Source organism: Marinobacterium stanieri, from assembly GCF_900155945.1.
Classification (GTDB): Bacteria; Pseudomonadota; Gammaproteobacteria; order Pseudomonadales; family Balneatricaceae; genus Marinobacterium; species Marinobacterium stanieri.
This window is the reverse complement of sequence record NZ_FTMN01000013.1, coordinates 75,833-99,006: the sequence shown is the minus strand read 5'-3', so window position 1 is coordinate 99,006 and position 23,174 is coordinate 75,833. Positions and strand designations below refer to the sequence as shown.

The 23,174-nt window shown below is 50.4% G+C and carries 13 protein-coding genes and 1 pseudogene; 1 reads left to right on the top strand and 13 read right to left on the bottom strand.

The genetic code is table 11. The features are described 5' to 3' along the window. Positions 1 to 82: 82 nt before the first annotated feature. From BW956_RS20830 to cysC, 3 genes are all read right to left on the bottom strand, one after another. Positions 83 to 910: a sulfotransferase family protein gene (locus tag BW956_RS20830; protein WP_076466143.1), complete on the bottom strand. Its 828-nt coding sequence runs from the start codon at positions 908 to 910 to the stop codon at positions 83 to 85. A gap of 75 nt (positions 911 to 985) precedes the next feature. Then, positions 986 to 1,411 (bottom strand): hypothetical protein, encoded by a 426-nt coding sequence (locus BW956_RS20825; RefSeq protein WP_076466141.1) that lies wholly within the window; start codon positions 1,409 to 1,411, stop codon positions 986 to 988. Continuing rightward, a complete protein-coding gene (gene cysC, locus BW956_RS20820) occupies positions 1,404 to 1,973 on the bottom strand; it encodes an adenylyl-sulfate kinase (RefSeq protein WP_076466185.1) in 570 nt (189 codons plus the stop codon). The genes BW956_RS20825 and cysC overlap by 8 nt, the downstream gene beginning before the upstream one ends. Positions 1,974 to 2,354: 381 nt before the next feature. On the opposite strand from cysC, the gene BW956_RS20815 reads away from it, so the two are divergent. After that, a complete protein-coding gene (locus BW956_RS20815) occupies positions 2,355 to 2,984 on the top strand; it encodes a tyrosine-type recombinase/integrase (RefSeq protein ID WP_076466138.1) in 630 nt (209 codons plus the stop codon). Positions 2,985 to 3,045: 61 nt separating this feature from the next. On the opposite strand, the gene BW956_RS20810 is transcribed toward BW956_RS20815, so the two are convergent. From BW956_RS20810 to BW956_RS20760, 10 genes and pseudogenes are all read right to left on the bottom strand, one after another. Continuing rightward, positions 3,046 to 3,540: a P-loop NTPase family protein gene (locus BW956_RS20810; protein ID WP_217695157.1), complete on the bottom strand. Its 495-nt coding sequence runs from the start codon at positions 3,538 to 3,540 to the stop codon at positions 3,046 to 3,048. 757 nt (positions 3,541 to 4,297) lie between these two features. Then, positions 4,298 to 6,358, bottom strand: a complete 2,061-nt coding sequence (locus BW956_RS22680) for a P-loop ATPase, Sll1717 family (protein ID WP_076466132.1) — start codon at positions 6,356 to 6,358, stop codon at positions 4,298 to 4,300. Positions 6,359 to 6,718: 360 nt separating this feature from the next. Next, positions 6,719 to 9,694: a TrlF family AAA-like ATPase gene (locus BW956_RS20795; RefSeq protein WP_076466182.1), complete on the bottom strand. Its 2,976-nt coding sequence runs from the start codon at positions 9,692 to 9,694 to the stop codon at positions 6,719 to 6,721. Between the two features lie 514 nt (positions 9,695 to 10,208). Beyond that, positions 10,209 to 11,641: pseudogene (locus BW956_RS20790) on the bottom strand (IS1182 family transposase). Positions 11,642 to 12,176: 535 nt separating this feature from the next. Next, positions 12,177 to 12,476, bottom strand: coding sequence for a hypothetical protein (locus tag BW956_RS20785; protein WP_076466130.1), 300 nt, complete (start codon positions 12,474 to 12,476; stop codon positions 12,177 to 12,179). 130 nt (positions 12,477 to 12,606) lie between these two features. Then, positions 12,607 to 15,867 carry an AAA domain-containing protein gene (locus BW956_RS20780; RefSeq protein WP_076466127.1) on the bottom strand — a complete coding sequence of 1,087 codons (3,261 nt, stop codon included), beginning with the start codon at positions 15,865 to 15,867 and terminating at the stop codon, positions 12,607 to 12,609. Between the two features lie 490 nt (positions 15,868 to 16,357). Beyond that, positions 16,358 to 17,206, bottom strand: coding sequence for a DUF7281 domain-containing protein (locus BW956_RS20775; protein ID WP_076466124.1), 849 nt, complete (start codon positions 17,204 to 17,206; stop codon positions 16,358 to 16,360). Then, positions 17,196 to 18,428, bottom strand: a complete 1,233-nt coding sequence (locus BW956_RS20770) for a hypothetical protein (protein ID WP_076466121.1) — start codon at positions 18,426 to 18,428, stop codon at positions 17,196 to 17,198. Before BW956_RS20770 ends, BW956_RS20775 begins: the two co-directional genes overlap by 11 nt. Next, positions 18,428 to 19,066, bottom strand: a complete 639-nt coding sequence (locus BW956_RS20765) for a condensin complex protein MksE (RefSeq protein ID WP_076466119.1) — start codon at positions 19,064 to 19,066, stop codon at positions 18,428 to 18,430. Before BW956_RS20765 ends, BW956_RS20770 begins: the two co-directional genes overlap by 1 nt. Position 19,067: 1 nt before the next feature. Continuing rightward, positions 19,068 to 22,766 carry an ATP-binding protein gene (locus tag BW956_RS20760; RefSeq protein WP_076466117.1) on the bottom strand — a complete coding sequence of 1,233 codons (3,699 nt, stop codon included), beginning with the start codon at positions 22,764 to 22,766 and terminating at the stop codon, positions 19,068 to 19,070. Positions 22,767 to 23,174 lie beyond the last annotated feature (408 nt).

Here is a 23,174-nt window from a genome sequence, read left to right as displayed (position 1 = left end):
AAAGGTAGAAGACAACGCCATAAAAAATCCTTTTTTTCTGCAACAATAGATAACGCGACCATAAACACACCACTCTTTTTTATTAATCACTATCCTTTATTCGAATGATATTCGCCTGACTGCCAGTTGTGTCTTTCCAAAATTCCATATGGCTATATTTCTCGAATAAGTCTGGCGGCAACACCGATTGATGCGTTTGATAACGAACAGGACCTTCGACATTATGAAGCCCGGGAATACCTAGGTTTTGATCAAAAGCGGTTTCACTGTAGCTGATATAATTGAAGTCATGTTGAAAATAAGGTTCATCAATAAAATGATAAATTAGCGAAAGCGTTTTTTCTGGTTGCTGTACCAGAAGATCATAATCAACCAGTAATAAAGAGGAAGAGTGGTCACTATAGAAGGCTTCCTTTAATGCTGACCATGCGAAGCCCACCACTCGGTCTCTCTGCCCGAGGGTATCAAGTCGACTATAGACCGTATTCGATTCTACAGCGTTATTAAACATCTTATTGTTTTGCAGAGAGTTTTTACGAAAACTCTTCTCGAAACTGTTCATAACCCAAGCGACATTACGTACACAGCAAATTATTTTTGCGTCGGGATATAGCTGCTTTAGCGCAGGAAGTTTGGCACACCACTGCCGATTGGTATCAAAAATAACCGCTTCTTCCTGACTGGCATAAAAGCTATCAAAAACGCCTTTGAGCACATCTTTACGTTGCTGCTCATTAATTAACACAGAACCTTCATTACGGCTGCTCATAGACTCTAACAATGATGAAAACAGTGCCGCTAACGGACTACTCATAGCAGCATGAAAATGAGGGTTCTGCCGTAATATTGCGGCCAGTAATGTAGAGCCAGAACGGGGTAACCCGGAAATAAAATACAATTTTTTTGACATATAAGGGCAATCTAATAAATAAATTAAAAATATAATTAAGGGCGTCGGACGCTTCAGTCACAAGCTCTAGGTTAGTTACTTGGTAGCGAAAATCCCTTCCAAAACAATACAAAATGGGACGCATGAATAGGGTTTACGGTTTTCATGGGCCTGAATATCCCCGGCAAATGCTCCCGGCAGAGGCCAAACCTGGTCACGAGCGGCAACAATAGCTAAGCCCATTGCCGTCCCAACCGCCCGAACAATAAAATACCCCTTACTCTCTTCACTCATACCCAGAAAGATAATATAGCCGGATTGATAGGTTGATAGTACAAAGAAGCCCCCTGTCACCTTTAGCCATTGATCAAACTGTGGAGATAGATGAAACTGAGACTGATCTGCTTCTTTAAAAATTTCATCCGTGCGCTCACCTTCCTCGTTAAAGATCGATTTTTTCAGACCAGATGGTGTCCATTCGTTCAGCGGTTTATTTGTTGTCAAAGGTGTCTTCTCATCCATTATTCAACTGTCCGTTTTTATCAGAGTCATCGGTTATACCAGCTAAAATGTGCTGCACAGAGGCATCAATGCTGAACGCTGCTGTATCCAGGCGGAGTTCAGGCCTGAGCGGTGGCTCATAGGGGGATTTCACCCCGGTCATTTGGGGTACAGCGCCGGTAGCGGTTTTGGCATACAGCTGTTTCGGGTCGCGCAGCCGGCACACCTCAAGCGGCGTGCTGAGATGGACTTCTATAAAACGCCCTTCCGGTAACAACTCCCTTACCATCGCCTGCTGTCGGTTAAGCGGCGTAATAAAGGATGCCAACACCCAATAGCCCTCATCCAGAAACATGCGGGCAATATGGGCGGCACGGCGCAGGTTTTCGTCGCGGTCGGTCAGGCTAAAGCCCAAATCTGAATTGATATCCTTGCGCAGCTGGTCGCCATCAAGATGGTAGGTTTTGTGAACTCCCAAAGCAGTCAGGCGTTGCTGCAGAGCAAGTGCCAGCGTAGTTTTGCCACTGCCGCTCAGACCGGTGAACCAGATGACACGAGGTATATGGGGCTGATGTCCGTCCATGGTGATGAACAATCCTCTTCCATAGGTACTCGACTCTCTCTTGAGGTGCAGCAAAGAGCCTTGGAATGATATCAGTGAAGCCAGAGTAGGTAATGTACACAATAAAACAAATATTTGAATTTTGTCTATTGAGGACAGTAGTGAAAGCTACACGACTGTTGGAATACACTGACGTTATCTCAAATTCGCCTGATGTAAGACAATAGCTCATGGCCAAATATGTTACTGCGTGTACCAAAAAAGCGAAGATGGCACACCCTTCTGTGATAGCAGCCACCTAACAATCAGTAGGTGCTTCTTCGGTTAAATCCGCTCTGCGCTCCGGCGTAGCCCTGCGGGCTGGTCAATACTTAGCCTCCCCAGTGTGAAGAGGATAGAACAATGATCGAACACAGTCTTGATGCAGGGCATCTGAACTCACCTTGGAATAAGGGAAAGCTACTGGGCCAAAAGCGCCCTCTGAAACTTAAAGAGATTTGGGGCATTCGCATTCGTCTTGAGCTTGCCGGCAAAACGCGTGACCTGGCGATGTTCAACCTCGCGATCGATAGTAAGCTGCGCGGCTGTGACTTGATGAACCTCAAAGTAAAAGATATCAGCCACGGTACAACGATCCAGAGTAGAGCCATCATCATCCAAAAGAAAACAGGTAAGCCAGTACAGTTCGAAATCACAAAGGAGACCCGAAAGTCTCTACGCGATTGGATCGGCCAAAAACGGCTGACGAGCAACGACTTTCTGTTCCCCAGTAGGGTGGTATCCAACCGACCTCTGACTACACGGCAATATGCCCGCATCGTCGATCAGTGGGTTACAAGTGTTGGTCTGGATGTCTGTGACTACGGGACGCACACAATGAGAAGGACCAAGCCAACTCTGATATACAGACGTACGCATGACCTGAGGGCTGTCCAGCTACTACTCGGTCATTCGAAGCTGGATAGCACTATCCGTTATTTGGGAGTGGAATTGGATGACGCTCTAGTTCTGGCCGAACAAACTGATGTTTAAGGGGGCTGAAAGGGCCGGCATGCGCTGGCCCATAGCAGACCATAGGGTGTGCTGAAGATTGCTACCTGCAAAGACGAAGCGCTTGCTTTCCCGATTTTGCAATAATTACACGTTTTTTGCTTTTAAGTGCTTTGAGTTTATCCATGATTACAGGTTTTGATTTTTCTGGATACTCCCAGATAAACTTAATAAAATCGATATCAAATCTCTCGTTGCAACCATCTGCTAAATACTGACGCTTACTACTAAAAATAATTCTCTTTAGTACTCGATAAATGCAGGCATACCGATTCACATCCAAGAATATTACTGTATCACAGGCTTTTAGCCTTATATCGAGAGTGCTCTGGTAATTGCCATCGATAATCCAATATTCGCTATCACAGATGCTGCTCTGAACTTTTATCCAGTCTTCTTTAGGAGGCTTAACCCAATTCGGCTTCCAATACAGCTGATCAAGATGATGAACAGGTAAATTCAATTCTTTACCTAATAAAGCCGAAAATGTAGATTTTCCCGAACCGCTAGAGCCAATGACTGCAATTTTCTTCATCACACCTACTTCGTCATAAATCCATTTACGTGTTCAATCGTGAAACTTCATGTTTTACATAGTTGTCGTAAGCACTATCCAGCAATGCCTAGAGCATAACTCTGATGTTGGACGATTCTCACACCTGTTGTCGGTTACAAATGCGCATAGTCATGTAAAAGAACAAACGGTCAGATATATAAATTGCAACTTTCCCAAAGCTCACTTGAAGCCTCCGTCCTTGTCCTATATAGCCAGTGTAACCATGACTTCAGACGCTGGCCCTTTGCAGACTTTTATGGAGTTCTAATGAGCGTACGCCGACAATGCACCTACCCACAAAAACATGTCACAAATTTTCTTTGCAAAAATATCGCCATGTTTTTTGTCAATTGATGCACTTGTTTTCTCGCAATCCTGCTGGCTGGGCCATGTCTGTGTCACCAAACACCGCGCTAGTGAAAAAGGCTCTGACAACCGCCTATGCATCCCGTGGCGAGCCACAAGGTGAACTGTTCCACTCCGGTCAGGGCTGCCAATATACAAGTCTCGATATTTGGAACAGGGGGTACATATAGTGTTTCAACCCAACTGCGTAATCCACATGTATGAATTAGGGCCTGATCACAGTCAGAATCCTTAACTAAAAATTCAAAAACCTACATCCCCCCCCCTGTTTTTTATTGTGTCCATATGAATTAGGATGCAAGGAGGGGAGATGTGATTTAATAAGCGTTTGACCTTTTGATTTTCAAAAAAACCGATGCTCAACTTTAAACATCTATTTGCACTTGTTTGGGAAATACCTTCTTACATATGTGTCAAGGAGAGAGTTAAGCTCCTTATCTAGCGCATCATGTTTTTGAGGATTTCTAAGCTTCTTAAGATGTTTCTCAATAAATTTATAAGACAATACAATTATGATTTTCTTATGCTCATAATAAAGTTCGCGAGCCCAATTTAGTTCTTTTCCTTTTTCAAGGTTATTATTTAATGCACGTGTAACAATGAATGCAAAGCTACCATAATCATTACTTAAATAAGAATTCAACTGTCTGTACTCTACTGCCCCGATCTCTTTGTAATTCTTAATCTCAAAAATTATTTGCCTAGTTTTATAATCATTAAACACCCTTTTCCAAAACTTACTTTCTTCTAAGTTTGTTGCAACAATATCTCGTTGCTGGAGAGCATTTTTATTTGGATGGGCTTCAACATTACACAAAGTTCCGGCGAATATTATCTTAATAGCATTCATGCACCAAGATTCAAAATCATACGCACCTTCCCGTCCCTCTTTGATCTCATGAAGCTCTTGAACAAGTGACTCAATTCGCCTATTTCTTATCGCTTTAGACTCTGATGTAATTTCGATTTCATATTCATCATGGATTTCTTCAGCCTCCTCCAATTTAATTCCGGACTTACCTATTGCCAATGATAACCAATAGCATGGATGTACTAGAATTCGGGTCTCTTCTGAAAATTCTCTATCGGGGTCCTTACCGTCATGGCAAAAAACAAATGATGCTGATTGCTCATTGTGAATCCCAATAAAACCGACGCTATACAAGCGCTGCAGTACTTGTCGAGAATCGCTAAAAATAAAAATATCTTGTTGTTTTCTTCGTTCAAAACGATCCTGAGAAAGCACGTTATCAATAAGAGGCTTTGCATCTCTAACTGAAATTTCAGATGCGCAGCCATAAAAGGACTTTGTGAATTCTTCTATTGAAGGAAATATGTATTCATATTCTTTATGAAGATCATTTAGTCTGTTTGTTGATATTGTCTTAGCAGTATATTCAATGTCTTCCAGAATTATTTGATTTCTATCATTGGAGTTCGCTTTCAAAAAGGCTTCATTTAGTAGAACTAAGATATCTCTTGGTCTATACAAAGTGAGCTTTAAAGCAAGCCTAAACCCCTCTCTACCCTTGAGTTCTTTTGCAGCATAGTGATTCCATATTCGTACGCTATTCTCATGCTCGCAATTGAAAGCTGATTTTAGTCGAAAGCAAACCAAGTTAAACAAATTGTACTCATCCCAATGGAGACGCAATGTTTGTCCTTCAATGTTTCTTGTAAAGTCAGGATCTAGTTTGGAAATTGCGCGATATATATTGTCACGTACAAAGGCAAAAGCTACGATCTTCTCTTTCATGCGCGACTTAATGTCTATCGCAGCTTGAATGAAACCATCAATTATGCCTACTCCAAGGTTGTCAGGGCTATAGCCTTCATCTAGACGATCTGCAAAAACAACGTACTGCACTTCAGATTTTTCTAGTGCCTCTAATAGAACCTCTTCTAAAAGATCAAGCTCAAGATTATCTGATAGATCAGCAATCCTAGACTGAGGAGAATCAGATTCATTCAATACTGATTTTAACTTCTTTCTGATTTTCGTAGAAATAGACTGACGCCTACTACCCCACGAAGTATAATGATCACGAACCTGGCTGATATCAACATTATTTTTATATTTATAGTGGCCTACAAGCTCGACAAGAATTTCCATGTATATGGCATATCTCCAAGCCATTTTTGTTCCAGCTTTTATGTGAAGATACTTTTCACCAAACTGTTCGAAAATATCTCTCAAGCCAATAACTTGCTCTTCTTCTGGTGAGATAGATAAAGCCAATGTCTTCGGCTTTGAGCTCCAATGTTTTGACAGTCGATATGCTAAGGCGCTCTTTCCTGTACCTCTTCGGCCCACTACAATTGGTCGATCATATGACTCCAGTAAAGACTTATAATCAGCAGATTCCCAAAAAGCTGTATCAAGCATATTTTGATCTTGCTCTGCCCGAATATCACCTAGTACGTTCCCTTTCAATGTAGCCTCCCCTAGTAAGACCTAGTGCCTTAAACGTTTGATTTTAAACTATACATCCCGACTTGAGGAATCGAACTCAATATCTTCAGGCTTTTGTATCCTTATTCTTACTTATTTAAGCAATGTTAACCAGACTGGCTATCGCATCGGGGTCAAGTTAGCATTTCTGATTTGACGTGTTTTAACGTGTTTAGCATCCACATGTAGCCGATTGCTAAAATTGTAGCTCGGCCATTCTAAGGTCCGCTATGTGCGCTTTGTGGCACCACTGTATCCGTGCAGCGGCGGAAAGTCGGTCGCGGTGTAGCCGTTTTTTACACAGCCACTGACTGTAAGGTGACTATGCCCACATAGTCCAACCTATCGATCGAGTCGGACGCGAAGCCGCCTCGCCCGTTCCCGGAAAGCAGCTTCACCACCTTCAAGAATGTCGCAAACCACCCTGCGGATCGCAACGTCCTCTAGCCCACCCGCTACATAGCTGATCGGTGGCAGACCACCTGAAAGATGTGGTCCAGCTTCGGCAACGATGATCTGATCCGCGTCGGTGTTGATCACGAGATTGGCGTTGTGTGTCACCATTATCACTTGGCGTTTCGCCTTCGCTGCGATGAACAGCGCCACCAGCTCGTCGAAGACCGACTTTGGATCTAGATTTTCCTCTGGCTGATCGATAATCAACGGTCGGTCGTCGGAATCGTCGAGCGCAAGGTAGAGCAGTAGTAGGACGATCCCCCGCGTTCCTGGCGACAACTTGCGGATGTCGACACCGTCGTAGGAAATCTCGTAGCGGACGGTGATGTGTTCGGTTCCGAAAAGCCAATGTGCGAACCGCTTCGACCACGCGCGGAATTCAGTTTGCTGCGTCGGGGAAAAAGGCGCGTGCGATAAAAGATCCTTCAGGTATTTTCCCATAAAGGTCGTCATGGCAGCCTGAACATCAGCGGCAGAGCCCTTTTCCCATGCAGGTTTGAGCGCATCCGTTGCGGCCGCGATCAATGAGCCGCGCCCGTAAAATGGCCCCGCCTTGCGTCGGTCGAGGAGCTCCTCTTCGGCAAGAGCACCCCAAGTCTCAACATCGGCAATTCTGCGGACTGAAAAACTCAGCTTCTTAAGCGTACCCGATGATGAAGAAAGGCGCTCCATGAGCGGTGTATACAGGCTAGCTAGTGTGTCTTGCTCGTTTATGATGGCCTCGAACACGCGGCCATAGGTGTCGTCGCGTTCTGCCTGCAGGTCCTTCCGTCGCGCTGCTGCGCCCTTGGCGTCAGTGAGCCGTTCTTCCAAGGTCTGAAGTGCCGAGTTCTCTTGTGCAATCCGCTTTGTAAGCGCTGCGTATTGCTCACGAACTACCTTGTCTGCGCCGAACAGCGCCTCGAGTCGTGCCATTTCTGCTTCGATCGGAGCAAGCGAAAGCATCGCAAGATCTTCGTCATCAGCAATCAGGGCAACATTTGGATCGCCGGGCGCTGGCGGAGCACCGCTTAGTTTGCGAAGCTTGCGGTCGGCCCATGCGGTGTAGTCCGTGAGGATCTTGTCGACATCGCCCTTGTAGATCAGCAGGAACTCATCCCATTGGTTGGCATCTAGGCCACTGTTGTTATGTCGCGCTTGGATCTGACGGAGCATTTCAGGCGCGCCGGTGGCGCGCATACTGCGAACTTCGTCCTGTAAAGCTACAAAGGTTCGGCGCTGATTGTTGTACGCTTGTATCTTGTTCCTTAGCTTCTGCGCCGCCTCGCTGAGCTGGGTGTGCCTTGCGACCTGTGCTTCGGTACCCTTGACTACCAGCTTAGCTTGGTCAGCGGTATAGCCGGCGCTCAGCTTCTTCTTTTGCTCAACCTGCTTGCTCAGGTTGGCCACGATGCTCTCTTTCTCTAGCTCGGTAGCAATGCGGTCGGAGATGTCGGCGATCGCATCCGCCTCTCGCTCGCGGGCTTGCTGGAAGCGAGCGGTCCGTTGCTCGCGGAGTTCGTTGAAATTAAGCGCCCACTCGCGGTCGTCCTGCGAGTGGGAATCGAAGATAACGCGCTCGATCTCATCAACGAGACCATCGGAGACACCCTTAGCCGAGCATAGCTCCTCGACGAATTGCTGAGAGAGATATCTCGCACGAGGGAACGACATATGGCCATTCGCGTCACTGCCATCAAGAGCACGCCTCTCCGTCGCACCACCGCCCCAAGTCAGTGTCACTGAGGCGTCCCCAATCAGTTTGCGTGCGCGTGCAAGGAACGATGGGCTGACGTTCTCGTCAGCCTCCCAGCCAGCTGGAGTTATTGCATCGCAACCGGCGGCGATCACATCGGCCAGAGCCGTCTTACCCGATCCCCGCGGGCCAATAATAGCCACTAGACCTGGATTGAGCGGAATATCGGGCGAGACCGCCCAATCCGCGCCCTCAATGTGTACATACGAGATGACCTGCGATGGCATGGCCGAGCTTGGTGGTTTCTCGCCGACATAGGCCCGGCCTTCCGGGTCGATGCAGGCCTGCCGTAGGGCGTCGAATGTCAGTGCACCCTTGATCCACGTGAAGCGGTTTTCGACTGGCTGCCCTACGGACTTCTGGTCGTGGGAATCGCTGCCATGGAGGCACGGCTTGCACCCGTCATAACGCGAGCTCAGTTCTTCGATGCTGAGGTTCCGTTGGCCGATCCAGAATTCACGTTGTGCGGGGCTGCTCGAAAAGATGATGTGGGCGAATTTCTCTATCTCCTGGCGCACAGTCGCGTCCGCAGCCTGACGGACGCCAGAAGTGCCGTCGCTGGAGCCACCGGCAACAGCGATCAAAATGTTCTTTTTCGCCCATTCGCTCTCAGCGATAACCTTTCGCAATTGATCGAAGTTGACTTTGAACTGTGTGGCGCCATGTCGGAGCGCAGCGCCGTCGTCAGTGATGGTCGTATCTGCACGCTTGCCCAGTTGTATTAGTTCCTCGCGCGTGCAGTCAAAGCGATCACCAAAAGCATGGAATTGAAGGCGCTTCAGGATGCGCTTCACTTCAGAGAGGTGTTCAGGGTCTTCAGGGCTTACCAACAAATGGACGTTCACGAAGCCTGTTTTCGCTGCCACATCGAGGCGCAGCTCGATGTTAGGGAAGATTAGCGACACATCGGGCAATCGGCCTGCGTCCTTATGCTGAAGGAGTTCCTCATATGTGTCGGTAACATAGTAGTCAGTGACCGCGACCGCCTCGATCTTCGGCGTCAAGGTTTCTAGCGTCGAGAGGTAGGAACTCCAAGGTTCAGATACACCGAACTGATTGTTTAGGATAGTGCCAGGCGCGTGGATATGGGGCTCCCACCTGTGCCATTCAGAACCGCGATTGCTCACTTCCATCTCCAGATTTTCATCCTTGCTTGGGCCGTTACGACCCGATTAGATAGGGAAGGCATAACGCTGATGGTAGCCAGCGCCGGAGCGCAGCGACGAAACCAAAAACAGTACGCTTTTACCTAACGTTAAGCCAACTCATACATCTCTGATGCTGAACGATTTTCCCTCGTGGTGCCAGTCACAAATGAGGACAGCTTAGTGACAAAATAAGCACTCAGTCCACTTAACCATCAATATACTGTATGGAATCACAAGAAATCAGAGCAGCTTGTCCACAGTCATCCATGATGTAAGGAGAGGCTGGTAGGTTCCGCCTAATGTCCGCTTTGTGCGCAGGCTGTGTGAAAACAACACGTCTGCGAGTGACTGGTGGTGCCGGTGTGACGCGATAGTTGCGGTCTCATATGGCAGATGACATGCCGCTCGCATCGATCCTGTTCTGTTAGATGGCATCCAGGGGCCTCCCGTCGCTTATACAGACGGCGGCGGCGAGGAAAAGCCGCTGAAACGGCTATTCTTTCAGCGCTCTCAACAAGTTTTTCGGTCCCGTTATGGAGAGCATTCGCTTCAGATTATACGCGAGCACGTGCAGCCCCATCTCTGTGCTGACATTTTTAAATCGTCTGGTCAGGAAGTGGGTCGCTCCCATCCAGGCCTTGATGGTGCCGAAGGGGTGCTCAACAGTACTCTTTCGTATCAACATGGTGTCAGGTGCCGCTTGTAGCCGTCGCTCCATGTCCTCCATTTCATCTTCATGGACCCAGCGACGCATCTTCCGCGGCTCTTTCTTTGAGCGTGTGCACTTGGCCCGGATCGAACAGTCCCTGCACGCTGCGCCGTTGAAATACACTTTCAAAGCCTGTCCCTTTTCAAGGGACTCGAAACGATACTGTAGTTCCTGGCCTGCCGGGCAGGTATAGAGATCCCGTTCCTGTTCATAGCGGAATAACGACTTGTTGAAAAAGCCATTTTTCTCTGACCCGGAAGTATCCCCTTTGGGAACCAGGGCAGTGACGCCCGTATCCTGAGCCTCTTTGATATCTGGCGGCTGTAATAACCTTTGTCGGCAATCACTGTAATTTCATCGTTGGCAAAAGCCGATTGGGCCAGCCTAGCCACATGGGTGAGCTGGCCTCGGTCATTGGTATTCGTGACCTCATGGGCGACGATGAGGTGATGCTTGGTATCAACAGCACTTTGAACGTTGTAACACACCTGCCGAGTCATACCTTTAGTCTTCAGTAGACGAGAATCTGGGTCTGTCGTTGAAACCTGTTTTTCTGGGTGTCGATTGACTTGGTCTTCGATGATCCTTAGTTCAGAGATGCGCTGTTTCATCCATGAAATCTTCTGAGCGACTGTGACTTCGTCTTCCCGGTGAAAATCTGCGGCATCAGCTTGGTCGAGTTGAGCAAGATATTGTTCGATGTGCTTTTCGAAGCGTTCGATATGCGCTCGTACTTTCTGTGGTGTGTAATTGTTCTGTTTACTGTTAACCGCTTTGAATTTACTGCCGTCGATGGCGACCACGGCCTCGGAAAACATATTCATGCTTCGACACAATTCGATGAAGGTCCGACATGCGTTCTTGATACCCTTGCCGTTATCTTTTCGGAAGTCGGCAATAGTTTTGAAATCCGGAGTCAGTCGCTCCATCAACCACATCAGCTCAACATTGCGATGAGCTTCTCGCTCAAGCCTACGTGATGACTGAATGCGGTTCAGGTATCCGTAGATATATAGCTTCAGCAGTGTAGCTGGGTGGTAGCCGGGGCGACCGGTAGACTTCGCTTTTGTTCTCAGGAATCCAAGACTATGTAGGTCGAGTTGATCCACAAAAGCATCAATGACTCTGATCGGGTTATCTTCCGTTACGAAGTCATCAAGAGCTTCGGGGAACAAGGTGACTTGGGATCGATCCTGTCCTTGAATATGGCATGACATATCAGCGATACCTTGGCTGGCTCGCTGCTAAGTGTAGTCAAATATCATATTTGAAGTGTCAAATTTGGATTATGGAATGGTTTTCACACAGCCTGTGCGCAAAGCGGCTGTTTTGAAATCTAACTAGACCAACCAGCTTATCTCTGAAATTTGATCCTGCCTCGGTGTGCTAAACTCCCGATGCTTCTGAAACGGTCCTTCTCAGTAGGTGAGTTATGGCCAAGATTTAACTTACAGAGTGGGCAGTCCATGGAGCGCAGTACATCGCTCCGACCCGCAATGCGATTAAGTAACGGCTGGTAATTTGGTCTTACAGCAAGGCCATCAGCAACCCATGTCCAAGGCGCGCCAAAGAGGCCATCATTTTGCGGCTCAGGGAAGCTCTGGTGCAGGTGGATATAAGATCTTACTGTTTCCTTTATCATATCTCCGTCAAGAGCGGTGCATGACTTGCAGCTCCTGTGGGAGTGGCCTGCGAGGCCTCCCATTTTAGATAGCTTTTAACACTAGAAGTAGCTTGTCTGAGGGTTTAGCCTCAACGGAAATGACGATCGAATAAAATACTATGGCAACGCGCCGCCAAGCAGCCGTAGAACCAAATTGTCAAACCCTGGCCGCCAAGGAACGTAAATGCTGCTACGCCAATCCAGGTCAATCCGGTTTGATTCGTAGTGGTAACCAAGTCCGGCAAAACTTCAGTCACCGCCATTGTCCAGTACCCGGCAATCAAGAACGCGATGGTGCCAAGGGGAGCAAGCACCCAATCACTCAAGTCATGTAGGTGCCGTGTACGCCTAGTCAAAAACGAGGCAGCTATGCGCTTGAAGAGTTGCATACCTATGTTTCCCTTGTTCAGTAAAAAACTATTAGTGTGTATAGAGGTACTCTCGAGCAACGGCCCAAGTGCACCTCAGACCGGCTTCATCGAGCCAAATTTGAGGATACAGAACAAACGGCGTATTCATCTACTCTTGCTCCAGGACTGTCTGCAATGGCAGTATGTCCATGACATCAGAGAACAAAGCCCGATTCCTCCAGTCTTCTCTATCACCAATCACATATAAGCGCCGTTTGGCACGTGTTGCCGCTACGTTCAGGAGATTCGGTTCCGATACAACCCAGTCTCGGGCAGCTGGACTCACCGTATTACCGCCTAACACCACGATAACGACGGATGCCTCCTTGCCTTGCATGGTATGGATCGTGCCGAACACCATCTTGTTGCGAAGCATGCGCTTGAGATTCTCTTGGACGGTTTTGAAGGGCGTGATAACCGCAATGTCGTTAGCCTCCACGCCATCCTCATGTAGCAGTGAAAGCAGCTCCTGCAGGGCTTTGCCTTCGGCGGGCACCCAGTTGCCTTGCGACGTTCCGCTCGCTTGAATCCATCCTGTTGGGAGGCTGGCAGGCGTTTCCTTGTCGGGGCGAGGTGCAAACGTTCCGTATACCATCGCTCCGTCATAAGCGATGCGGTTGGCGAGCGCGTGCATAGGCTTGTCGCAACGGCGGTGAACTACCAGCGGCAACCCTACCCAGGTTTTGCCATCGGCCGGACCCGCCATACGTCCCCAACGGGTGGCTTCATCGGCCAAGGTCTGTGCGGATTGTCGATTGGGGAGCCAATGGGTATCGACCTGGTAGCGCGTGCGCATGTGTTCGAGCACTGCGTCGGAGACGGTGACGATCGGCTTGAGTTGCAGGGGATCGCCCACCAACAATGCACGCCTAGATCGCCATAACGCACCGACCGCCGCTTGGGGGGCAGCCTGGCCTGCCTCGTCCACCAGCAGCCAGCCAATCTCGCTAGCTCCCAACGAGCCGAATGAGCGCGCAAACGACGCAAAGGTGCTACTCAATACCGGCACGACCATGAATAGCGAGGCCCAGGCCGAACGAATAGCATCACGCGAAGGGCCTTGGTAGCGCGTGCCCGTCAACATTCCATTGATAAGGAACAGGTTGGAGCGCATGCGGGATGCCTCCAACTCAAAAAACACCCGATGAAGTTTGAGTGCCTGAATGAAGACGCGAGCGCGTGCTTGGCGCCATCCCTCAATACACCAAGGTTCGGCCAGCTCGATGGCACCACCGCGACCGATAGCGCCGTCTTGCAGCCAGGTAAGCAGGTGATCGGCTTGGCCGTCCCTTGCCACGTCGATAGCAGCTTGTATATGTGCTTGGCATTGATCGCGCAAGCGCTGAAGCCCACGTTGCGTATCGGTAATCTGCTTTTCCAGACTCTCTCGCGTGGCATCCAATTGCTTGGTGAGGCGCGCTATCCGGCTGAACTCGGATTTGGCCAAGTCGTGCTGGCCTTCGAGCCATTTCCGTTTGGCATCCCAGTCTCGCTTCGCGCCCCACAAACTGAAAACTTTTACCCAGAATCCTGGCTTGCGCGCTTGATGTTCCTCAAGTTCATCCAAGCAGTGCTTGAGCGCAATGCTGGCAGGACGGCTCTCCTCAGCATCCAGGCGAGAGAGTTGATTGACCGCATCGGCTAGTTCCATTTCCATAGCGCGTAGCGATTCAGATTGATCCGTAACCTGCTGTTTTGTCTTGCAGAGGGCTTGGATCAACTCGCGAATACGGATGGCAACGGCACGTGCCTTGTGCTCCTCTATTTTAGAGGCTTCGTAATCGGCGACGGCAAGCTGCCACACCTCTTGGCGTTGTTCCGGAGAGCGTGTCTTGTTGACCTCAGCGCATACATTGAGCCATCCGAGAAAGCCTTTCGGCCCTTCCTCCTTGTCTGCCGGTGCCTCGGCGAGGTCCTCCTTTGTACCAGGATTCTCCTCCGCCGTGGAGGGCGTGGAAAGAAACGCGTTCAAAGCATCGCCAAATTCATCGTCTAACTCAGCCTCATCTTCGGCTTCAGGGGCCGCCTTGTCGTCGCTACCGAACGGGCGCTGACCGTAGAAGTAGCGCTCCACGAACTTAGTTCGCCGCGCCTTGCTGCCCAGCGCACCGGCAATCAATCCCCACGCGGGTTTCCCGCTCACCAGTTCGCCCAGCTCGGCAAAATACTCCGCCTCAGGCAGCCAGCTTTCGTCGATCTTGTCGCGCTGGGGTAACTCGAGCGTGACATTTTCAACTGCGCCATTATTGGACGACGCCACTACGATCTCAAAGCCATACAACGCCTGATTGAGTTTGAAGCAAGCATGTTGTTTACCTCCGTCGTTGGCTTCTTCGCGCCCGTTACCGATGAAGCCATCGGAGGCACGTTTCAGCTTGGAGAGCGCATCGGCTCGGTCGGTCACAATTGCAGCAATCAAGTCGCGGAGCAGTGTCGTCTTCCCGGTGCCAGGGGGGCCGTTGATTCCTAGTAGTCCTTGGGCATTGCCAAGGGTTCCCAGGATCGTATTGACGGCTAGTTGTTGGGAGTGCACCAGTCCCAGATGTCGCTCCGAAGGCCAGCAGCTCACAGCATAGGCATCTGGCATAAGGCGGTTGATCAGTGACAGTGATAAGCGGTCATCGTCTACATGCAAACGCTGCCGCGAATCGTGTTGGCGCAAATAGTGATTCAGCGGTTCGCTTTTCACGTCGTTAGCTATGCTGCTGGCGACTGTGGCAAGATCGTCTAGCAAGAAGCTATTAAGTGGATCATCTTCCGGTTCTAACTTATTGGGATTAACGGGCTGGGAACGAAAACGGAAGACTTGGAGATCAATGTCACGAAAGAAACCCGCTAGACCGAGATATTGGAGAGTCCAGAGGGTCAATTCACGCAGCGCGTCGCCGGATACTCTACCCTCTAATAACTCTTTGGCCTTATCGCCTAGAGCCCTTTGATCATCGTCGAAACCATGGGTCCAATCCTTCCCCGCCAACACACGCCCCAGAAACCATGCCTCGCTGGAGAGGACGAAACTGTCATTGACGAACTGCCCCTCCATGGTGAACTTCGCAGCGAACAGCGCCGATTCTCGAGACTGCGGTTCTCGATAGCCTTGGTCAGCGCCAAAAGCCTTTTTTAACTGTTCAGCAACCTTCCGACTGTCATAGAGATGGGCAAAGAGCGTATGACTCCAAACACGTCGCTTGGGCAAATACTGTCTTGAAACGATACTTGCTGCCGACCATGGCGGGATAACCTCCCCAATTCGCAAATCGTGAATATACGCACTGTAGTGATTGCTGCGTCTTTTTACCTTGGGGGCGGATTGCGGCTGCAGTAACTCAACAGCATGCCAATAACGGACAATGCTCTCCTGCTCAGTCAAAGCTCACTCCTTGAGTTAGCCAATATTGTTCTTCCATTTTTCTTACTGTTAAATTGTGAATGACGATAAACTAAGAAACGCTGTGCGCTACCGCTTGGAACCTGCACAATACTCTCAAGGGTAGTAACAGTAGTTTTTTCGACTCCTACATACCCTTTGGACTTCATCTAAAACAGATAACTTCTAGTAAACGGAGCTAAGTAATCTTAGAGCTTTTCACTCCGTACCGGATCTTCACCGATCAGTGTGAGAGGCAATTTATTTTCAGTCATGGTAGCTATGCCCTGCATTTGAGTGTTTACTCCCATTAGATGGTATTTCAGTCAGTATTAAGCTCGGCAACTTCTTCCAGACAGAGCTTGAAGGCGCGAAGCATCAGAGCTTTTACAGTTTCTGTTTAGTACGCAAACATTACCGATCTAGTACCTGATTCAGCGCTGAATTCCATGCCTCTTCAGCATAAGCAACTTCCTAGTGGTGGGCGCCGTTGCTAAATCAATGAGATTAGCTGTAATGGGATACGATGCTTGATTATATGTTCTTGTGTGATCGCCAGCTGGTTTAGCTCGATGTGCTGAATCAGTGTAGTTAGCGAAGCTGGCGCATGCTGCTTTAAGTATTGAAGAGCAACGCCTTGATGCCAAAAAGACTCTGGCTTATTGTAGTCTCTGACCCAATTGGCATCAGCCGTCAGGGCCGGCCAATCAGCCGGAATCAGCAGCCCATCAATGGGTAGCGTAAGGCCCATCTGAAGACCAGCAGGATCAAAATCAAAGAACCCCACCCTGCAGGCGGCTCCTCCGCCTTTCAATAGGTTCAGCACATGCTGCGCATCGCCCCCATGCCCCCGGTAGATGAGTATGGCTGATTTGATATGGTCCGGTAGATTGATTTCCTGCCAGTTGCGCATCGCGGCGCCATTTTCCACGATAACAACAGGTTCCTGCGCCACGATCAGGGCTTCGGACTCCACATTGAGCAGGGAGCCGGGGGGTACGATGGCTGGGCCAGCTGTTAATTTGAGAGCAGTACCATCGGCACGCGCCACCTTGATCATGCCCCCGAAAACAGGCTCCATCGCCAGTTTTTCATCCCTCCCCTGTTGCGCAAGGTCCATGCGTGTAGCACCGAGCTTTTCCTTCGACAGAGGGTCGACACCGGTCTTACGATTTAGCCAGTCCCTCAACTGGGCACGATCACCATGAGACAGCACCAGGGATGCCCCCACAAGGTCACCGATGCCCGTTTCTTCATGAATGCGCCGCCAAGTGACGTTCAACTTTACTTTGCTCTCAGCCCTCTGTAGGGCACGTTGAACGACTTCAAATTCACGCCGCATGGACACGCCCTTCCTTTCGCCGAAGCACTATATCGCTCACCCAACGATTACCGGACAGGACCGAATCAATGGCTTCGACAAACATCATGTCGAGTTGCTGTCGTTGCTTGTCTGACAGTGCATTCACCGTATTCACAAGCGTCAGCAGCCACATCTCCAGATCTGACTCGACGGGATAGGCACCATGAATTTGCCTTGCCGACACGGGGCGAGAGCTTTCAAGTGCCAGTTCGATCATCAAGTTGGCCGCGATTTGAACAGGATGGGGGGCAATAACCTCCGTTACCTGTTCCAGCCCATCCTGTATCAATGTTGGCGTAAATGCTTCCTCTTCCAAGGGATCCAGTCGAGGTAATCCATTCACGATGGCGATCAGGTCATCCTCATGCTCGGGGTTGCGCGGATCGACCATCGAACGCTGAAGTAAGGGAGGCGCTATGTTCAAGGCAGGTGGTACATCCTCCAGCCACTCGATGCTCGGCACGTATGCATGATCGGTCTGGTACAACCCGGCAATAGCATCAATGAGCTGGGAAAGCCGCTGATGACGGGTAATGGTATGTAGCATTTCGGTCAGCCGGGCGATCGCATGCACCAGCTCCTTGCCACATGCCTCAAGCGCTTTTGGCAAGGCGCGGAGCAGCAGGCGCCTGAGCTGGGGATCAACCCCGGCTAGTTGCTGCAAGGAAGCGTGGTCGAAGGTTTCCAGGACATCGTTGAGTTGACTGGCGCGGCGGATGACGCGCCGGTTCTCCCTCGCCCGGAGTTTGAGATCATGGATATAGGTAAAGCCGCTGCTGATATGATGGCTGAATTGCGCGACCCCCTCCCTCAGGTTTTCGATCAGCTGGTGCCCCAAGTCATAGGCCGTCCCAATATAGGTTTCGCAGTCAATGTGGGAACCACGTTGCTTGGCATCGCGGTATCCCTCAATCGCTTCCTGTATCTCTCGCCACAGGTGGGCAATCGACAGATCCGCTGTTGTCATGCGATAGCTTCGAGTCACTGCCGACAAAGTGGGGATTAGGGCGCTGCTGATCTGGACGGGTTCATCCTCTTCCAGACGCCAGGCCAAGTGGTGCTTTAATAAAGCTCGAATGACGGGCTTGTTATCCTCACTATCAGAAATCGCGCCATGATGGTTCAAGTAGGCGTCCAACAGCGCATCGCGATGAAGGCCAATCGCACGCAACCCATCGGCCGCATCATCCATTCGGGCCATTAGATCAGCTCCCCTTGGTCACTAATCTGGTCATCCGATTCCAGATCGAGATTCTCAAGCGTCCTCACTGTGTCCAGTACATCGTAGAGGTAACTGAAACGGCCCGTGGCTTTGAACCGTGAGCCTGTCGTGTCGAGCTTAATCAAATATCCCTCTTCGACAAGCTTCTCCAAAACTTGCCGGATACGGCCCTTGCCATCCTGAGCCTGGGACTTAAACAGCTTGTTCTTCGTCAGCTCTGTCAGCATCTCCGTCAATACTGGGGAGCGCTCTATGTACCCCAACATCTCACTGCCGTTCAGCAGTTCACCTGCTTCCAAAGGGCGGCCTGAGGGGTGGCATTCGCGTGCCAATTGAAGCCATTTCACCAACGGCTCCAGGTCACGCATGAACTCGCGGAACAGGCCTTTCACCGCTGTTTTAGCTCCGGTTTCGGATAGATCCAGGTAGGCACAGAAATAGGCCTTACCGTCCCCGGTGATCCGTACCGTACGGTCAATTCGGGTCAGGTAGTCGCGCACTACTTCCAGGTTGCTTTCCATTTGCAAGAAACTGTAGGGCATAGGGGCTGAGGCCTCGCAGATCACACGTCCGGACAAGAGTAATTGAGTGGTTTGAGCAAACGCATGTGTGTCCATATCAACCCTTCACCTCCATCATGGCTTGTTTCATGCGCTGGCGCGCCGGATCATCTTCGCCCAGCTCTACGAAGGCCACGGCTCTAATGCCGGTTTGACGGTCAATCAGGGTCCGATGCTTGAAGAACTTAAGTAGGTTCGGGTCTGTGCTGGGGAATGCCGAGAAGAGGTACAGGCCCGCTTCGTCAAACATCTCGAACACCCGTGCAATATTTTCCGGCGAAAGATTGGCGAGCTCATCGACCGGCCAGTGCAGCGCAATGTTCGGATTCGGGCAGAGATACCGAGCCATACCGATATAGATCACGATCAGGGCCAGGTATGACAGGCCGTTGCTGCTCAACTCATCAAATTCACGTGAATTGTTCACTACCGCCATGCGGCCGTTCTCCACTACCGTAATACGCAAGCCTATAAGAGATTTCAGGTCCTGCCGTATATCGGCATGTTGCAACGCATCGTTGGCATCGGTGAGCGCCGCCATCAGCCTGTCTGAGGGAAGCCCTGAGTCACGTCGTTCACGCCACTCGATCCACTGCTTATTGAATGCACTGAGTCGCTCCCAGTAGTCGCCTTCAACAACCTTGGATGTCACATGCAGCTCAATATTCGTCAGGCTGTCGATACGCTGATTGGTATTGATCTTCTCACGAAGATGGCGGGATACCTTGATGACTTCATCATTCAGCACTTTGAGCGACCCGTGGTAACGCGACAGGCTATCTCCCACGGCACGAATCTGTTCAAAAAGTGAATTACGCAGGTCCGGTAACTGCTCATCAACCAGGTAGGCCAGATCGTCCGGTAATTGCAGCTTGAACTCCATATCGAACTCATCCAATCCTGTTCGGGCCTTGCGCTGTTCGAGGAGGTATACCCAGGCGTTGTGTATCTTGGAGTCGCCATACTGGCGAAGAATATCCCCGATGCGTTCAACTTTGCGCAGCAGTTGCTGTCGCAGACGACTCTCGGCTTCCAGCATGCCCTCCAGTGAATCGGCAAGCGGGTCGAGATACGCTAAGTCATCCTCATGCACACCGTTTTCGACGGTGCCCACACGCTGCAGGACCAATTGAGCGCGAGACAGCGCCTGGCTCAAGGTATCCAGGGCTGACTGCTGGGTATGCAGTGTTTCCCGAAATTGATGCTCCTCCTGTTTGAAGCGCCTTTCCCGTGCGAGCACCCGCTCACGCGCTTCATCCCGCGCCAGACTCAGTTGGTGGAAGCGTGACTGTTTGGCCTCCAGCGTTTGCCAACGTTCCTTGAGCCATACGTCATACCGCAACAGGTCGGTTTCATACCCTTTCACCGTTTCGATCCGGACAGATTGGGCTTTCAAGGCCTCGCGGGCCGCCCGGATCTGTCTAGGATCGACACCTTCACGCAGGCATTGCTCGCTGAAGCATTGATCAATAAGGGCCACATCAACATCATGGTCACGGATAGCCTGTGCCAGCTGGGCCTTGACCCGCTTGATATCGTCCTCAATCACCTGGCGATTGCTTTGGTAAAGCGCATCCGCCTCCCGCGCCTGTTCATCAAATCGCTCCCGAATTGCTTGCTTGCGCTCCCGAATCGATTCTCGTACTGCCCGTATTTCCCCTTCGACTTCTTTCAGGGCTTGTCTTGCATCTACTTGACGCTGCTCAGCTGCAGTCTGGGTCTCGGCCCTATAGGTGCTGTAGCGTGCCTGCAGTGCTTCCGCTTCCCGTTGAATTCGGTAGAGTTCGTGCTTGGCCGCTAATTGTGCCTCCTGAAAAGGCTTCATTTTCGCGGTCAGTTGTTCACATCCCTGTTGCTGGTTCTTTTCAGTCTCTTTGGCATTACGCAGGACGGACTCAGCATGCTCAAGTCGCTCTTTCAGAACTGCTTCACTGGCGGCCGCGGGGACCGGATCTAGTTTTGACAGCGCCAGCGACCAGCCGTAGAAGGTCTCTTGCTCAGGCAAAAAGTGGGGTTCGAGATCCTTGCGGGCCAGTAGATCCGGGTTGATAACACGCCCGATCGAGTGCGCCCAACCAGGATGGTGCTGGCGCAGTTCGGAAAGCAATGTTCCATCCACTGGGTGCAAAAGGTTGGTCAGATAGGTGCACTTTTCTTCGGCTTTAGCCACAGCCTGCTTGGCCGCTTGGAGGGCCTCCAATGCTTGGTCAATCAGTTTTTGATGCTGGCGGGTTTGCTCTTCTGCATCCTGCCACTTCTTTCGGGCCAGTGTCTGCTGATCAACTGCCAGCTGGTGCCCCTGCTCCAGGCGAGTCAACGTTTGTTCTTCGTTCGAAGTGCGGGACGCCGTTCGGGCTTGGGCCGCCAAGTCACCGATCTTCTGGTTCAGCGGTTCCAGTGCCGAGTGAATGTCACTCGATTCGAAGTCATCGAGTGCCTGATCGCGTTCACAGGTGAGCTGCTGGGCATTTTCATGACGCAGCCGGTCCAGATCCCCCTGTTGCTGGGTGAGCGCCAGCTCGCGTGCGGCGAGCTTACTGCGATGCTGCTCATATGCCTGATCCGCTTCGGTGCTTGCCTTTGCCCGCTCTAACTCCAGATTTACAACTTTCGTGGTGAGCTGGTCTAGCGCTCTGCTCAGCTCTGACTCGCGTTGCGTTAGTTGCTCAAGATTCTTAAAGTCGGCCTTTTTCTGCGTGATATCCTGTCCCAGCCAGTCGGCATGCTCTTCATGAATATTTTTGATCGTGATATCAAGCTGCTCAACCTCGGATTGCAGGCGATTACGTTCGTTCAGCAGATCCCTGTGCTCGACTTCAAAGCATTGGCTCAATTCGGTGAGATCTGCCTCTAGGGCCTTGATCCTGCCTCCCAGCTGAACCCGTCTTTGTTCCCCCGCGACAACGGCCGACTTCAACTGGCCTGCAGCCTGATCAAGGTCCTGCAACAGAAGCGAGCGTGATTGGTGCAGTTCCACGCATTGACGTATATCCCCTTCCGCAGCACTGAAACTACGTAGGCTGCTGATATCATCGACCAGTGACTTATCACGCAGGTGGGCAGGTTTATCATCGATGTGGATGTCACCGAATTGGGTGTCGGCAATCATCTGTTGAAGGCGGTTAAACATGTCCTCCCGCTTCAAAACCGAATAACTCATTCGATCCAAGTGGCTCATGTGAGAATCGGGGCCACCGAGACAGTATTGCCGGGCTAGCGCCATGTCGCGGTTTCGATTGCTTCCGCCACGTCTGAGAAGGCGTCTATCGTTTTGGATAATCGCCCGGTAGTCCGTGATATTGTCGATCTGCCGACTGACTTCTATACCCTGTGCCAGCAACACACCCATGATTTCCGTTATCGGTCGACCGGCATTCAGCAGGGGCCGAATATCATCTCGAAGGAACGTGTCCTCCAGGGACCCGTGGACAAAACGATAAATGGTTCTGACGCCGGTGGTGTGTCGGTACATGAGCGCTAAGCGATGCCCGTCTTCCCTCAGATGCTCGAACACCAGTGCGCTGGCTTGGGTTGGCAGGTAGTAGTCGATGAAGGGTAGCTTACCGCTGACTTGACTGACCAACTGGTTGGGTTCTGCCCCGTATAGAATTGGAATGAGGTTGAGGGCTGAGGTCTTGCCGGCGCCATTGCCCCCACTGGCGTTCGAGTGCCCATCGGTATTGAAACAGACTGTCAGGCCATTGAAGTAGGAGTTGTGGAGCAGAATCCGAGTCAGTCCGTAGAGAGTGTTAGTCATTGAGCTTCCATTTCCATGAGTTCCCATTTTCTACCCTTTACCCTTACATGGTGCCTAGTGCAAGGCTCTCGGTTGATGTTCGAACGCGGCCGTCCCACCTCTTATTAGCAAATCTCCTGCAACTGGGTGGGAGTTAAGGCTCTGCGGTCGATGGTCATATAACCTACACCATACCCGTTCTTTCAGATGCTCGGTTCGTACGTACAAGGCTCAGGCGCATGATCTCTAACTTTGGCTATTCCCCAGACTTTGTTTTCCATTGACAATCTTTTCCTTATCAGCTCGCAGCTACTACTTATCGCCGTAGAAACTAGCAAACCAACTGATTGAGTTCATACATGGAAATCCAAATAGCACTACCAAACAAGGGTGCTGGTACACTTTTAACTCTTTCTGTTGATTCAGACA